This is a genomic window from Paenibacillus sp. FSL R5-0473 (genome assembly GCF_038004565.1).
Classification (GTDB): Bacteria; Bacillota; Bacilli; order Paenibacillales; family Paenibacillaceae; genus Paenibacillus; species Paenibacillus amylolyticus.
On sequence record NZ_JBBORL010000001.1, the window covers coordinates 393,803 to 408,896 of the forward strand.

At 48.5% G+C, this 15,094-nt stretch carries 15 protein-coding genes; 12 read left to right on the forward strand and 3 right to left on the reverse strand.

What is annotated here, in order from left to right; genetic code table 11:
• Positions 1-5: 5 nt before the first annotated feature.
• The 8 genes from MKY28_RS01855 (at position 6) to MKY28_RS01890 (ending at position 7,791) form a co-directional block, all read left to right on the forward strand.
• Positions 6-1,652 carry a glycosyltransferase gene (locus MKY28_RS01855; protein ID WP_340934586.1) on the forward strand — a complete coding sequence of 549 codons (1,647 nt, stop codon included), beginning with the start codon at positions 6-8 and terminating at the stop codon, positions 1,650-1,652.
• A 14-nt stretch (positions 1,653-1,666) separates the two neighbouring features.
• Positions 1,667-2,758 carry a non-hydrolyzing UDP-N-acetylglucosamine 2-epimerase gene (gene wecB / locus MKY28_RS01860; protein ID WP_036605946.1) on the forward strand — a complete coding sequence of 364 codons (1,092 nt, stop codon included), beginning with the start codon at positions 1,667-1,669 and terminating at the stop codon, positions 2,756-2,758.
• Positions 2,751-3,737 (forward strand): polysaccharide biosynthesis protein, encoded by a 987-nt coding sequence (locus MKY28_RS01865; RefSeq protein WP_017692517.1) that lies wholly within the window; start codon positions 2,751-2,753, stop codon positions 3,735-3,737. The genes wecB and MKY28_RS01865 overlap by 8 nt, the downstream gene beginning before the upstream one ends.
• A complete protein-coding gene (locus tag MKY28_RS01870) occupies positions 3,734-4,561 on the forward strand; it encodes a dTDP-4-dehydrorhamnose reductase family protein (RefSeq protein ID WP_036605842.1) in 828 nt (275 codons plus the stop codon). Before MKY28_RS01865 ends, MKY28_RS01870 begins: the two co-directional genes overlap by 4 nt.
• The gene (locus tag MKY28_RS01875; RefSeq protein ID WP_340934588.1) at positions 4,543-5,484 is read left to right on the forward strand and encodes an NAD-dependent epimerase/dehydratase family protein; all 942 of its coding nucleotides are present in this window, start codon (positions 4,543-4,545) and stop codon (positions 5,482-5,484) included. The genes MKY28_RS01870 and MKY28_RS01875 overlap by 19 nt, the downstream gene beginning before the upstream one ends.
• Complete coding sequence (locus tag MKY28_RS01880; protein WP_340934590.1) at positions 5,481-6,197, forward strand: glycosyltransferase; 717 nt, start codon at positions 5,481-5,483, stop codon at positions 6,195-6,197. Before MKY28_RS01875 ends, MKY28_RS01880 begins: the two co-directional genes overlap by 4 nt.
• A 96-nt stretch (positions 6,198-6,293) precedes the next feature.
• Positions 6,294-7,010 carry a glycosyltransferase gene (locus MKY28_RS01885; protein ID WP_047841229.1) on the forward strand — a complete coding sequence of 239 codons (717 nt, stop codon included), beginning with the start codon at positions 6,294-6,296 and terminating at the stop codon, positions 7,008-7,010.
• Positions 7,011-7,260: 250 nt separating this feature from the next.
• Complete coding sequence (locus MKY28_RS01890) at positions 7,261-7,791, forward strand: GNAT family N-acetyltransferase (protein ID WP_340934592.1); 531 nt, start codon at positions 7,261-7,263, stop codon at positions 7,789-7,791.
• Positions 7,792-7,935: 144 nt separating this feature from the next.
• Here the strand turns inward: MKY28_RS01890 and MKY28_RS01895 are convergent, their stop codons facing one another.
• Complete coding sequence (locus MKY28_RS01895) at positions 7,936-8,106, reverse strand: hypothetical protein (protein ID WP_179086550.1); 171 nt, start codon at positions 8,104-8,106, stop codon at positions 7,936-7,938.
• Positions 8,103-9,341, reverse strand: coding sequence for a glycosyltransferase family 4 protein (locus tag MKY28_RS01900; RefSeq protein ID WP_340934594.1), 1,239 nt, complete (start codon positions 9,339-9,341; stop codon positions 8,103-8,105). Before MKY28_RS01900 ends, MKY28_RS01895 begins: the two co-directional genes overlap by 4 nt.
• Before the next feature lie 186 nt (positions 9,342-9,527).
• Between MKY28_RS01900 and MKY28_RS01905 the strand changes: the two genes are divergently transcribed.
• Both MKY28_RS01905 and MKY28_RS01910 read left to right on the forward strand, forming a co-directional pair.
• Positions 9,528-9,887 (forward strand): hypothetical protein, encoded by a 360-nt coding sequence (locus MKY28_RS01905; protein ID WP_036673468.1) that lies wholly within the window; start codon positions 9,528-9,530, stop codon positions 9,885-9,887.
• A 218-nt stretch (positions 9,888-10,105) separates the two neighbouring features.
• Positions 10,106-11,635 carry a DHA2 family efflux MFS transporter permease subunit gene (locus MKY28_RS01910; protein ID WP_340934598.1) on the forward strand — a complete coding sequence of 510 codons (1,530 nt, stop codon included), beginning with the start codon at positions 10,106-10,108 and terminating at the stop codon, positions 11,633-11,635.
• Between the two features lie 65 nt (positions 11,636-11,700).
• Here the strand turns inward: MKY28_RS01910 and MKY28_RS01915 are convergent, their stop codons facing one another.
• Positions 11,701-12,774: a glycosyltransferase family 4 protein gene (locus tag MKY28_RS01915; protein WP_340018413.1), complete on the reverse strand. Its 1,074-nt coding sequence runs from the start codon at positions 12,772-12,774 to the stop codon at positions 11,701-11,703.
• A gap of 473 nt (positions 12,775-13,247) precedes the next feature.
• Here MKY28_RS01915 and MKY28_RS01920 point away from each other — a divergent pair, with 473 nt between their 5' ends.
• Positions 13,248-14,381, forward strand: a complete 1,134-nt coding sequence (locus MKY28_RS01920) for an ABC transporter ATP-binding protein (RefSeq protein ID WP_340937798.1) — start codon at positions 13,248-13,250, stop codon at positions 14,379-14,381.
• Positions 14,378-15,094, forward strand: a complete 717-nt coding sequence (locus MKY28_RS01925; protein WP_017692528.1) for an ABC transporter permease subunit — start codon at positions 14,378-14,380, stop codon at positions 15,092-15,094. Before MKY28_RS01920 ends, MKY28_RS01925 begins: the two co-directional genes overlap by 4 nt.

Consider the following 15,094-nt stretch of genomic DNA (forward strand, 5'->3'; position numbering starts at 1 on the left):
TAATCGTGTACAGGGTCCGTGCGGCCATGGCAACGAAACCAAAGATGATGTTATTTTCACATGTGTGCAATACTCGCAGCATTACAGGTGCCGAGAAGCTGCTGCTTCATTTTATGAGAGAGATCGGTACGATCTTTGAATGTGTGCTCGTAGCCCCTCAGGAGGGGAAGCTTGCGGGGCTTGCGCGGAGATTCGGCATTCAGGTCAAAATATGCACTCTGCCGATGCTTCACGGTGTGTACACACCTTACCTGGGCATTGCAGATGATGCGGAGCATCTTCGCCATACACCAGCGTATCAGGAAGCAGTCTCCCTAATACGGGAGACTGCTCCCGATATAGTGTTAACGAACACCTGTGTTAATGTGATGCCGGCTGTAGCGGCAAAGTCCCTTCAGATTCCGATCATCTGGAAGATTACCGAGATTATTCATACAAATGAACATACAACCGAGGCGATCCAGATGATTGGTCGTTACGCGGATTGGATTATTGGTATATCCGAGACAGCGGTAGCCCCTTTCCAAGAAGCCGGCATGGGTGACAAAGTGACCATCATATCCCCAACTTGGGAACCCGCGTTACCAGCACCGGACCGCTGGGTTCATCTGCGCGAACGCAAGCGTAAGGAGCTCGGTTTCAAATCATCACAGAGCTGTATCGGTTATATTTCTTCATTTATATATGATGCCAAAGGGTTGAAACCTTTTGTGGATATGGCCTTGAGGATCTGTGAAACGCATTCGCGCTGTCGCTTCTGGATCATCGGGGCACCATCGGATAAAAAGTATTACGACGAGTGTGTATCACGGGTGAAAAAATCCGGGTATTCACGCCGGTTTACCTTCACCACATTTGAAGAGAACGTATCTCTGGCGTATACCGCGATGGATATCCTGGTCATCCCAAGCATGGTCAAAGAAGGATTTGGCATGACCGCACTGGAGGGTCTCTATTTTGCCAAACCGGTCATCGCTTTTGCTCAGGGTGGACTGAAGGAATTAATGGAATCCGTAGGCAGTGATGCATTTTTGGCCCCGCCGGGTGATACCGAAGCGCTTGTCACCTTGACAACAACCTTGCTGAATGATGCAGAGCTGGCCTCGAATACGGGGTGGCGTAATCGGACAGAAGCGGAAAGGCTCTACGGCGTTGAAACCTACCGAACGAAACTGCATACGATGGTGACACAGTGGTTATTGCGTTTTCCCGGATGGTTTGCTTATATCCAACCTCCGAATGGACCTGTGTATACCCATGGGGAGGGAGGACTGCGCACTGTACTGGTTCTGGAGCCGACTACGGTTCGGGCACTATTATTCCCACTGACAGTCATACAGGCGTTGCCACATTCCTCATTACCTCCAATCGCATTGGGTCACGATGCTCCTGTTGCCTCAGGTACTGTCCCGGCTGCAAAGCCGATTCAACAGAGGGGCAAAACGCGGAAACGTCGTCGCAAGCGACTTGCACCGCATTCTCGCCGAGACCGTGAGGGGCTGAAACGTACTTCCGGAACTGGCAGACGTAAGGGGAGAACCCGTACAACGAAGGGACCGCGTCCGCATATGGGGAAATCGGCTAGTCGCAGACGCAAATCTGCCAAAGCGGGACGTAGCCGAGCAGGGCGCAAGGGTTCCAATACAAGATGAAGGCAGGGATTACGATGAAGATCATGACGGTGCTGGGTACGAGACCTGAGATCATACGGCTCAGCCTGATCATCTCCAAGCTGGACCAGTACGCGTCCAAACATATTCTGGTGCATACGGGACAGAACTTCACGGAAAGTCTCAGCGGTCTCTTTTTCAAGGAAATGGGCCTGCGCGCACCGGATTACGTTCTTCAGGATGAAGCGGCCACTCTGGGACGACAGCTATCCTCGATGTTTACGCAGATGGAAGATCTGATTTTGCAGGAGAAACCCGATAAATTGCTGCTGCTCGGCGATACCAATAGCGCATTATGTGCAGTATTGGCTGAGCGCATGGGTGTTCCTGTTATTCATATGGAAGCAGGCAATCGTTGCTTTGACCTGGATGTGCCTGAGGAGAAAAATCGTAAGGTTATTGATGCCATCTCCACCGTTAATATGCCTTACACGGAACAGAGCAAGAAACATTTGGTCAGCGAAGGGGTACCAAGCAGGCGCATCGTGCTAACGGGCAATCCCATCTATGAAGTCATGCAGCACTACGACGCGCAAGTAAGTTCCAGCAAAATACTGAAGAAGCTCAAGCTGAAGTCTGGGCAATACTTCCTGGTTACTGCCCATCGAGCCGAGAATGTGGATCATGCCCCTCATTTGCTGGAGATTATGAAAGGGCTGAACCAGGTCGCAGAGGAACACGGGTTGCGTGTGATCTGCAGTATTCATCCGCGTACAGCAATCCGGATTGCGGAGCATCTGCATCTGGAGATGAACCCGCTGGTGGAGTTTCACGAGCCGTTTGGATTCTTCGACTTTGTAATGCTTGAACGTCATGCACGCTGTGCGCTTACGGATAGCGGTACCGTGCAGGAGGAGTGTTGCATTATGGGCGTGCCGACCGTAACGATGCGTCGAACTACCGAGCGGCCGGAAACGGTCGATTGCGGCAGCAATGTAGTCTCCGGTCTGGATGCCGCGCGCATCGCTGATTGCGTGAAAGTCATGACAAAGATGTCTAGCGACTGGGATTGCCCGCAAGGTTACAAAGCCACAGATGTATCCAGTAAAGTGGTTAAATTTCTGCTTGGAGGGAAAATGCATGTTTGAAAATAAGCGTATACTCGTGACTGGCGGTACGGGATCATGGGGTTATGAACTTGTGGCTCAACTACTGCCCCAGCAGCCCAAAGAAATTATTGTATATTCCCGGAACGAGTCTAGCCAAGTAGCTATGAGTCGTGAATTTGAAGACCCGCGTCTTCATTTCCGGATTGGAGATATTCGTGACAAGGACGCCTTGACGGCGGCTTGCCAGCATGTGGACTATGTATTTCATCTGGCTGCGCTCAAGCATGTTCCGGTGTGTGAAGACCAACCGTACGAAGCACTCAAAACCAACGTGATTGGTACACAGAACGTAATTGAGGCTGCTATTGAGAACAAGGTGGAAAAAGTAATCTATATCTCGACTGACAAAGCTGCCAATCCGTCCAACTTCTATGGCATGACAAAAGCGATCGGCGAGAAATTAATTGTATATGCAAACTTGTTACACAGCGATACCAAGTTTGTTACGGTACGGGGCGGGAATGTACTGGGAACAAACGGAAGTGTGGTACATCTGTTCAAGAATCAGATCCGCCAGAAAGGGCAGGTCTCCATCACGGATATGAGTATGACTCGATTCTTTCTTACGCTGAAGGACGCAATTACCTTGCTGTTCAAAGCTTCGGTGGAAAGTGTCGGTGGAGAGATCTTTGTCATGACAATGCCTACCTGCAAAATCGTTGATCTCGCGGAAGTACTGATTGAGGATTCCGGTGTGGAGAATGTGAGCATTGTGGAACGGGGCATTCGTCCAGGGGAGAAAATCCATGAAATATTGATGAGTGAATTCGAGAGCATGACCACCGTTGTTTACGATGAGCAGTACCTGGTTATTCTTCCTACCCTGGGCATACCGGGTCTGCGTGAACATTATACCAATTGTCCCCCGGTCTCCTTTAACAGTTTCAGTTCTGAACACCAACTCATGACCAAAGAGGAGATTCGTGAAATTCTGAAACGCGGAGGATTCTTGTCATGAAACTGCTGATACTTGGTGGAAACGGAATGGCCGGCCATATTTTGGTCGACTATTTCCGCCGTCAAGGTGTACACAGCGTCTTCTACACATCTCGGGATGTAACGGACCCCAATGGTCTGCTCCTGGATGTGAACGACAGCTTCATGGTTGATCGATTGGTAGAAGCTGTGCACCCGGATGTGATTATTAATGCTGTAGGTGTGTTGAACAACTTCGCAGATGAGGACAAAATTACTGCATATCATATTAACGGTTTTCTGCCACATCGTCTGCGGCGGGTTGCAGATACGATTGGTGCACGCCTGATTCATATCAGTACGGACTGTGTGTTTAGCGGAGAACGGGGAGCATATCGGGAAGATGATGTTACGGATGGGACTTCAGCTTACGCCATCACCAAAGCACTTGGCGAAGTTCAGGATGAAGGTCATCTGACGATCCGTACGTCCATCATTGGACCCGAGATTCGCCAGGGCGGCATTGGTCTGATGCAATGGTTTATGTCCAGCACAGGTGAAGTCGGGGGGTATACCCGCGTATTCTGGAACGGTGTGACCACACTTGAGCTGGCCAAATGGGTAGACCATTACCTGGCCTCATCGGTTAGTGGTCTGATCCACTTAGCTCATCCGGCACCTGTCAGCAAGCATGACCTGCTTGTATTGTTCAAGCAGACCTGGGATAAGCAGGATGTGACGATTGTGCGTGATGACAGTGTAGTGCAGGACCGTACGCTGGTGTCCACTCGCGAGGATGTGAAGACAGACCTGCCGGATTATTCTACAATGCTGAAGGAGTTGGCATTATGGATGGAGCAGAGCTGAGAGGCAAGAAAGTGCTGATTACAGGCGCCTCCGGTTTTACTGGGCGACATGCCGTATCTTATTTTGGGGAAGCGGGTGCAGTGGTTGCAGCGGTAGTCCGGAGGCCGGATGTGTATTCATTCGGAAAAGGTGCACAAGTCCATGTCTGTGATCTAAACGATAAACAGCAAGTACGTCATCTGATCGGCGAGGTGCAGCCCGACTATGTGCTGCATCTCGCTGGCAAAAATTCAGTGCCTGATTCGTGGTCTGATCCGCTACTGGTCCTGGAGACGAATGTGATGGCCGTGCTGTATCTGCTGGATGCGCTTCGCAGTTGTCCGACAGCACGAACCGTTATTGTAGGATCGCGGTTAAAATATACGCCGGAACCTGGCCGGATTCCCCAGCCTCCGCATCCATACAGTCTCAGTAAAGCGCTGGAAGAGATGGTGTCCTTGTCGTGGATGTCGCTCTTCGGACAACAGATCATGCTGGCGGAGCCAGGTAATCTGATTGGTGCGGGTCCTTCCACAGGCATCTGTTCACTGCTTGCACGCCATGTTGTTGCCTGTGAGCAGGCGGGCAAAACCGAGGCATTCCGTCTGTCCGGACGGGACAATACCCGTGACTTTCTGGATGTGAGGGATGCCGTCAGAGCGTATGCGACCCTCCTGGTACTCGGGTCCAGCGGTACAGTATACCCGGTGGTGTCTGGAGTTGAGCGCAGTCTTGGTGAAATTGCAGATCTGCTGTTATCCATGACAGAAGCGGAAGTTCCTGTTCGCTGGGATGGGGCATCTTCTGGTCCGGATGGTTCGGGGAAACAGGAGGAATTATCACTGCTGCGCAAGCTTGGCTGGCAGCCGATGATTCCATTTGCCACATCACTTCAGGATATCCTGAGTGATGTTCGTGTCCAGCAAGGGAGGACGACAAGTTGAATCCGAGAGTATCCATTGTCATTCCATTCTACAACTGTCCTTATGTGCCTCAGGCGATTCAGAGTGCGCTGAACCAGACGTATCCCGATGTGGAGATCGTTGTCGTGAATGACGGTTCAACCCGGCATGCAGAGTTGCTTCAACCCTATCTTCCTTATATTAATGTGCTCGGCAAAAGCAATGGCGGGACGGCGTCGGCACTTAATCATGGCATCCGCCATGCCTCTGGTGATTATGTAGCCTGGCTCAGTTCGGATGATTATCTGTATCCGGATAAAATTCGTTATCAGCTGGAGTTTATGCAGCGTGAGAATGTGCTCGTCTCCCATACCAACTTTCATTATATCAACGAGCATTCGGCGGTTACCAGAATGCATGGTGGGCCTGAACCGATGTTGGATATGGATTTACTACGACGGTTTGTTAACGGCAATCCGGTGAATGGCTGCACGGTCATGATTCGCAAGGATCTCTTTAGCGGAGTGGGGTTGTTCGATGAACTTCTTCCCTACACCCATGATCTGGATCTCTGGATGCGTATTGTACTGAACGGTCATCGGTTCCCATACCTGAATGAACCGCTTACTGCTTATCGGTGGCATGGTGGAATGGGATCGGTACGTCATGCGGATGTCATCGGCAGAGAGGCATCCATGGTATGGTCCAGATATCGGGAACCGTTGTTGCAGCGAATAGCGACGCTTGGCGGGTAGCGTAGGGAGGGCAGTTAAGAAAGCCAAAAGATGGCTGATTAACGCCCTCTTTGCGCAGCATTTTACCTAAGACAGTAAGAGGAGGGGAAGGCCCGAATGGAGCCAAAAGTATCGATCGTCATTCCTTTTTACAATTGTGCTTATATCGAGCAGGCTGTTCACAGTGCCATTCACCAGACGTATCCGCATATCGAGGTCATCGTGGTGGATGATGGGTCAACCGAGCACGTGGAGCGGCTACAGCCATTCATGGATTCCATCCGCTATATTCGCAAAGAAAACGGTGGAACCGCGACAGCATTAAATGAGGGCATCAAACATGCAACAGGGGATTACTTTGTCTGGCTCAGCTCAGATGATGTGATGCTGCTGGACCGGGTGGAGAAACAACTGACGTTTATGCGCGAGGTCAAGGCTTCATTCTGCCATGGTGCCTACCATTATGTGAATGAGAAGAGTGAATGGTTGGATACGGTGCATCCGGAAGTGGGCAGTCGTCTGGAGATGTTGCAGGTACTGCTGGAAGGTTGTCCGATCAACGGCTGTACTGTCATGTTAGAGATGGCAGCATTTGAGCGGTTTGGACTGTTCGACACTGATTTTCGCTACACCCATGACTATGAGATGTGGATGAGGCTGTTTCCAATGTATGAGCTGTTCTACTACAATGAACCTCTGATGTGTTACCGATTGCATGAGTCGATGGGAACCAAACGTCACTTCAAGGCACTGGTTGCCGAGATGGAAAAAGTTCAAGAGAAGCATCGGCCTATTCTGTTTAACTTACTTCAGGTTGGCGGGTACTGGAAGTAGATGGATTTGGCAACGATGGCTGAAATGGAATAGGTGTTAAATGGACAGGAGAGCACCCTTATGAAGCACTTTTTAAGTGTTATAAGTGGAAGCTCTTTTTTTGCTCTATGGAGAGATACGTGGACACAAAGGGTGATTGATTGCTGAAGTCTCTGTATAATGAAATGATTCATACACGGAAGGGACTGGACTATGCGCAGATATCAATATCTTAAACCCAACTATTAATAAACTAATGGAGGTAAGAGTATTGATTACAGAGTTATACACAGAACGGTTATATTTGCGAAAAATGAACGTATCGGATGCGGCCAGCTTGTTTGAAATTTGGTCTGATCCGGATGTAACTAGATTTATGAATATCACTCATTTTACGGATGAAAATCAAGCTATAGCCATGATTAATCTTCTGAATGATCTTGCTCAGGAAAACAAGGCCATTCGGTTCTCTATCCTTGTGCAAGAGTCCAACGAAATCATAGGTTCATGTGGTTATAATGCACTGGATTTTGACAATCTCAAAGCAGAAATTGGGTATGACATTGCCAGATCACACTGGGGGAAAGGATATGCTACGGAAACGATCTCTTCTTTATTAGCTCATGCATTCTCGACTATGAAGCTGAATCGTATTGAGGCAAAGGTTGACCCCGATAATGTGAATTCTATCAAGCTATTGCAAAAGCTCAATTTCACATACGAAGGCACCCTCAGAGCATACGAGAGGGCAGGCGAAACGTTCAGTGATCTGAATATGTATTCCAAGTTGGTGACAGATTAGAGAGGTCTGGAATAGCGTGTTCTCGGTCCGTTAGAAAACATTTGAAGCGAGAAGGGGGTGTCCTCAGTCATTCATATGACAGATGGGACACCCCTTGTTTGATATTTCGGCATGTTATATAAAGACGGCATATCATTGGACAACTCAATCTTTTGAATTCATGATCACCATGGATGCAGGATCGGGAAATACATATCCTTTAGGCAGCTTTTTCATCAATTCATTCATTACAGCGTAATCCACGTTGATGTGAGGTGTGGACACTGGAGTCGAAAACCAGCGATTGTATAGATCACTTGGTACAAGTAACGTCATATCGTATGTCCTCCTCTGTAGATGGCTTCTTGGTAGACTTGAAATGTACGAAATCCCATCACTTCCAGTGAACGATTTTGTTCAGCCCAAGCTTTCGCCGCCGCCCCCACTGTTCTTCGGGTAACATCATCCTCAAGTAGTGCATCCAACAGTTCACGGAGCGAGTCGACATCCTGCGGAGGAACAACCCATCCCGTACGTCCAGGTTCAACCATCTCGGGCATGCCGGCTGTGCCACTGACGATAACAGGTACACCCGCCAGTTGCGCTTCAGTAACGGAGAACGGCTGGGTGTCCTGCAGACTGGGCTGGACATAGATATCTGCATGGCGCAGGAAGGAAGGAATATTGTCCAGCTTGCCCCAGAACACAACATCGGCTCCAATCCCCGTTGACGCGGCCTGTGAACGCAATTCATCGGTTAGATTGCCTTCTCCTGCGATCCAGCAGACCCAATCGGAACGTTTATTTTTCAGACTGGCTAAGGCCTTGATTAACACATGAACGCCCTTGATGTATTCAAGTCGTCCGGTAAAGGCAATGACTTTCTTGCCCGCAGGTGGTCGCTGGCGGAACTTCACAGCTGCTGAGGCACGGTAGGCTGGCAGATCTACAGCATAGGGAATCTGTCTGAACTTTGATTCAGGAACGGCAAGCTCTGTAAGCGTACTCTTGATCCAGTGGCTTGACACGAGAATGAGCTCGGACTGTGCTGCACTTCGCTCTTCCAATGAGAGAAAATAACGCCCACGCTTGGATTGCAAATATGAAGGGAGAGTAAGCTGTGGGTTGGAATTTTGAGCATCGTAAAAGGCTTCGCGTGCAAGAGCGCCATGATAGCTTGTAACCAGTGGGATATTGCGGTTCAAGATGCGTTTTATGGCTACGGCAGCTACCGGATCTTGCGCATGAATAACGTCATAGTCCTCCACCCCCAGATAAGCGGCTGCCATCTCGAAGGCATATCTATTCAGTTCATAATAAGCGAGAAGAGGATCAGCAGTGAATTGTGGCAGATCAGTCGGATTGAGTTTGGCTTGCAGCATGGGCCACACCTTATCCTTGGAGAAAGCGCGGTTCAGATTACGAACATATACTTCGTTATTGGCACCATTTGTGCCCATGATATCAACCTCTACACCAAGTGCGATTAACCTGTCGGCCAGTTGTTTAACATATGTCCATATGCCTCCCATATGTGTAAGCTCCCAATACGTAACGAGCAGAACTTTCATAGCTACCTCCTTGTCACGGCCTGCACCGGCCGAGCTTCTATCCTTTTATTCTATGAAAAAAGAGGACCGGAAGGTCGGGCATTTCCGTGTAATTGGTCGAAAATGGGTGAATGCAAATGGCAATGGACGAGAGGAAGCATATCCTATGTACAGGAAGGTTCGTGTGCTCCGAAGGAGGGATCTACAGTGGCGGTATATTTACTTGAGATTCATGAGAATCTGTTACAGACATTTGTTCCCGTCAAGTACATGGATGTGGAGTTGGCCTATGTGGGCGGCGAGGAAGGGACGGATGTATTTGTTGGTGGAGCCAGTATTCACGGAGAACTGTATCGACACCTTTTTCACCTAACGTCAAATTCGGGGGGAGCGGGCGGTAATCAGGTCATTCATAATCTGGATGTGTCATCCGAGCCTTATGAACTGAGGATCATCAGCAACAGTTCTTCACCGAAGCATCTGGTTATTCGAATATATTGCAGAAGTATTCACGGTCAGACATTGGGCATACTGTCAGAATATCAGATGATGAAGGTTGCAGATTGATATGGACATCATTGCATAATCATGATTAACCAACGTGTGGAGCAGGGAAGGTGCCTGTTCCATTTTTTTGTGGTGCATCCATAGTAGAATTGTCTGAAAAAATAGCTTGACAGCAAAGGTATTTTCATTAGAATTAGGTCAGTATTAAACGAAAGTTTAAAACGACGATTTAAAACGATAGTTTGAAATCAGTCGTCAATATAGGCTGAGTGAGACGCATGGCTAAGCCTGCGATCTACTGGCTGGAAAAGAGTGTGGAGAACGTGAAAGAACAAACAGCAGTACCCCAGGAGCCGGCAGAGTTTTCGCTTAAAGCCATTATACTGCCACTCCTGGCAATTATCGTCGGAATGATTATGGTTATTCTGGACAGCACGGTGGTGAACGTGGCCATTCCAAATCTGGTTCAATATTTTGAGACGGATCTTAAAACGATCCAATGGACGGTTACGGGTTACACCTTGGCTTTGTCTGCAGTTATTCCACTGGCAGGCTGGTTAACGGACCGTTTTGGTGCCAAAAGAGTATTCCTGTTCACCATTGCCATGTTTACCTTGGGTTCAGTGTTATGCTCGATCGCTCAATCACCTGAGCAATTAATCATTTACCGTATCATTCAAGGCCTTGGTGGAGGTATGGTTGCTCCTATTGGTATGGCGATGGTCTTTCGTCTGGCTCCGCCTGAGCGAAGAGGTTCCATCATGGGGATGCTGGGAATTCCCATGCTGCTTGCCCCCGCATTGGGTCCGGTGTTGTCCGGGTGGTTTATTGAATCACTGAGCTGGCACTGGATCTTCCTGATTAACTTGCCCATTGGTATTGCAGCTTTCATTCTATGTATCAAGTTTTTGCCGGATACAGATCGTGGACGCACACCTGCACTGGATCTGCTCGGCATGATTCTGGCGCCAATTGCGTTCTCGATGCTGGCTTACGGTGTGAGTGAGGGTGGAACGAGCTGGACGTCTGCAACAACTTTGACGGGTGTCATTGTGGGTGGTGTAGCGCTCATTTTGTTCATTATTGTGGAGCTTCGTCATCAAAATCCATTGCTCGAACTCCGGGTATTCAAATCTTCTGATTTCTCACGGGGAATTATTCTCGCATGGGTGTCACAAGTGGCGCTGTTCGGTGCGATGATCCTGATCCCGCTTTATTTGCAGCAGATCAAAGGTTACACTGCACTGGAAACAGGATTGATTCTACTGCCACAGGCATTGGCTTCCGGAGTGGGTATGCCGCTTGGAGGTCGATTGTTTGATAAAATCGGTGCTAGACCTCTTGCCTTCGTGGGTCTGGGTATTATCTCGGGAGCATTGTTTATTCTGTCCTCCATCACGGCAGAGACAGGTCTTGGCCTGATTATAACGGCTCTGGTCATGATGGGTCTGGGTATGGGCTTGTCCATGATGCCACTCAATACGCATGTATTAAATGCTGCACCGCGTAAGTTGGTTGGACGGGTGACACCGCTCACGGCGGCTGCACAGCAAGTGGTCGTGTCCTTTGCGGTTGCAGGGCTTACAGGCTTCCTGACTTCAAGAATCGCAGACAATACAACGAGTACAGAGCCGACCGCTATCGTGCATGGTTTGGTGGCTGGTTTCAATGATACGTTCTTCCTGGCCGCTTGTATTGCATTGTTCGGATGTTTGCTCAGTCTGATTCTGCGGAAACCAAAACCGATGCCGAAAGAAGAACTTCAAAATGGCGACAAGCCTGATCCCGCGATGATGATGGGACACTAAGACTCTATAAAAACCATACTAAGGCAGTTCAGAGAAATTTTGCTGAACTGCCTTTTTTGCTATGCTCAATGGAAAATTCGCAGTGCTGTCATCATTTCACGGAAAGAAATGGCATATCGATCTGGTGAAAAAGACAAGCTCATATGCTGTCTGCCCTGAATACGAATATACTCACGCAGTTTCTTGTTTTTCATGAGGTCCTTTGCTTCGGCTACAGCGGCCTCTACATTTCCAATCGGATAAAACTTACCAGTCTTATTATGTGTGATAAATGAACGCACACCGTCCGAATCCGTACTGAGTACAGGGCAGCCACAAGAGATGGCTTCAGCGACGGCATAACCGAATCCTTCAAGCAGGGAAGTGGATAACATGATGCCCCCTGAAGCCGCGATCATGGAATAGTAGGTAGGCATCTGAGAATGGGGAACATTGATAAAGATGCCAATCTTATCTTCAAGCCCGTATTCTGCCAGCATGTGCCGGAACATGACTTCATCTTCTGGATTAGCCAAAGTTGGATCGTGGAATAACCATAGTCTGGCTTCCGGATTTTTTTTGACGATTTCACTCGATATGATTAGATATTCACGCCAGTTTTTGTTGTGTTCAAGTCGTCCTACCCAAGCCAGCACCGGATAGGGTGGGGTATCCACCAAGATTGGTGCGAAGGTGTCTGTATCCAGCATATTGGGAATAACAAACCGATGAAGCCAAGGACAGATATGAATGAACATATCCAGCAGGTGGTCTGTGGGAGGTATAACGGCAGCATCACAATGAGCTTGGAGGTATGGGACACCCATCTGTATCGTTTCCAGAGCTTGATCGCGTGCTCCGAGTCCCTGCGCTTCAAAAATAATTCGTCCGGTATAACCAAGTCCTCTCAAGCGGCCAGGCATAGCGATGTCTGAAGTGGCAATGATGGCATCATAATGATGAGTATGGATGATATGATGGATATCCTCGTCACTGGACGCGGTGAAAATGGGTGTATCACTGTTGTTCTGCAATCCCGAGCCTGTGCTGAGATACAATAGGTGCGCTTCAATGCCATGGCGTTTCAGAACAGCGGTGCGCAGTCGATTTAACGTATCCACGCCACCGCTCGGAACATAAAACGTGAATAATACTTTCACACGATTCACCCTCTGACTTTTGGTCAGGAGCACATTCTCCTGTACTCTATGTTACGTTGGCTTTAAGCGCAGGGTGTGGGTGTTGGTTAGAATGTTCACATTTTGGACAAAAATTTTTAAGCTGTCTTTTAAGTGTCATTAAGCTGAGGCTAGGATAGCTCCCGTAAGATACAAGGAACTTCCCGTGCCCATCATCTATTACATAAGTTCAACGTATCATTTACACGATAACGGAGAGGGCAGAAATAACTTGAAGAAGCGAAGCGTTCGCCTAAAAGCTTTCTGAAAAGAAAGCTACATCGGAAGCATACGCTATCTCCGGATTTTTCCTTCTGAGAAGTAATCAAAAAAATCTGGGGATAACAGTGATCGGAAGGTTATTCTGCCATCGGAGTGCAAGTGTAAATATTTTCAGTTGAATTTATATAACGAACGATGCTGCACGGGTATTTTAACGGGAAAGGATGAATGATGTGCTCGAAGTGAAACAGGTCAGCAAAGTCTACGAAGGGCAACGCGGCGTACATCAACTGGATTTCACCATGGAACGTGGTGAGATTGTTGGCTTTCTCGGGCCCAATGGTGCCGGAAAAACAACAACGATGCGTATGATTACGGGTTATGTGCATCCAACCGCGGGTTCCATTATGGTGGATGGAATGTCGGTGCATGAGCAGGGTCAGCGTGTTCGTTCCAAGATTGGGTATCTGCCTGAAACTCCGCCACTCTATCCGGATATGACCGTGCAGTCCTATTTTAAATTCGTAGCCAATTTGCGAGATGTCCCGGCACGTGAGGTTAAGCTGCGGGTCAGTGAGATGGTTAGCAGACTGGGACTTCAGGGTCGGGAAAGACAAATGGTACGTGGGTTATCCAAAGGATACAAACAACGCCTTGGGCTGGCAGGAGCCATTATTCACAAGCCAGATCTGCTGGTTCTGGATGAGCCCACATCGGGCCTTGATCCAAATCAGATTATCGAGATCAGAGATCTGATTCGAGAACTGGGGGAGAACCATACGGTGCTGCTCAGTACGCATATTTTGCCTGAAGTGAGCACGCTCTGTAATCGAATGTTGATCATCAATCAGGGACAGCTCGTGTTGGATGGTTCACCTCAGCATTTCGGATCAGCAATGGGGGATCAGTTCAAGGTATCGATTGAAGTGAAGGCCACTGCGGAGCAATTACATAATGTGCTGACACCATGGGAGAAGGTGCGGAGTGAAGTCATTCAAGCATCATATGTGAATACCAGCAAAGATACTTCACTTACTTCAGATTCAGCGGATACGGTTAAAATGCTGCTTTCTGGAGAAAACTCGGAAGATTTCCGGGAGGAGCTGTTCTACCTTTTGTCAGGTGCAGGATTACCGATACTGGAGATGAAGAAGGAGAACCTGAGCCTGGAGCAAATCTTCCTGAAGCTGACCACAACCGAGGCAACAGACACAGACGCAAATTCGGCAGATGTGGATAAGGTTGCTGGGGCAGAGATGGATCAGGACGTAACTTCGGACATCGACTCGTCGAGTATATCGGGAACATCAGTTAGTACATCAGCCGATACTTCGCCCCAAGCTCACAAAGGGGAGGACTCCAAATGAGACGAATGATGGCGGTATGCAATAAAGAGCTGCAAGCTTATTTTCTGTCACCAACGTCCTATTTTGCTTTTGCCGTGTATGTACTGATGACCAGTCTACTGTTCTATTCAAGCTTTGTATATTACCAGCCAAGTATTGTCGATTATCGTCTCGTGTTGGGCGATACGTTGTCCATGCTGCTGTTTGTCGTGCCATTGTTAACGATGCGACTGGTTGCAGAGGAATTTAGACAGGGAACGGATGAATTGTTGCTGACTTCTCCGGCACGTGTAACAGAAATTATTTTTGGCAAATATCTTGCTTCACTGGCCATTCTGGTCGTGCTCATCCTGTGCAGTCTGGTGTACCCTTTCATCATGTCATTCTATGGGACATTGGATATGACGACGGTATGGATGTCTGCGCTGGGGTTATTTTTCCTGGGCGGAAGTATGATGGCGATTGGACTGTTCGCTTCTACATTATCCCAGCATCAGATGGTGTCTGCGGTGGCGGGTTTTATTATTTTGCTCGTTTTGTGGATGCTTGATTCATTCGCAGGCAATACAGGTTCTGCTTTGCAACAGTGGCTGGACCCATTTGCCTTGACCAACCGGTTCGACAGCTTCATGAAAGGTGTGCTTAGTGGGCCGGATATCTTGTATTATGTCACCCTTTCGGGTGTGTTTCTGCTGTTAAGCATTCAAATTGTGGAACGGAAGCGGTGGAGGTGA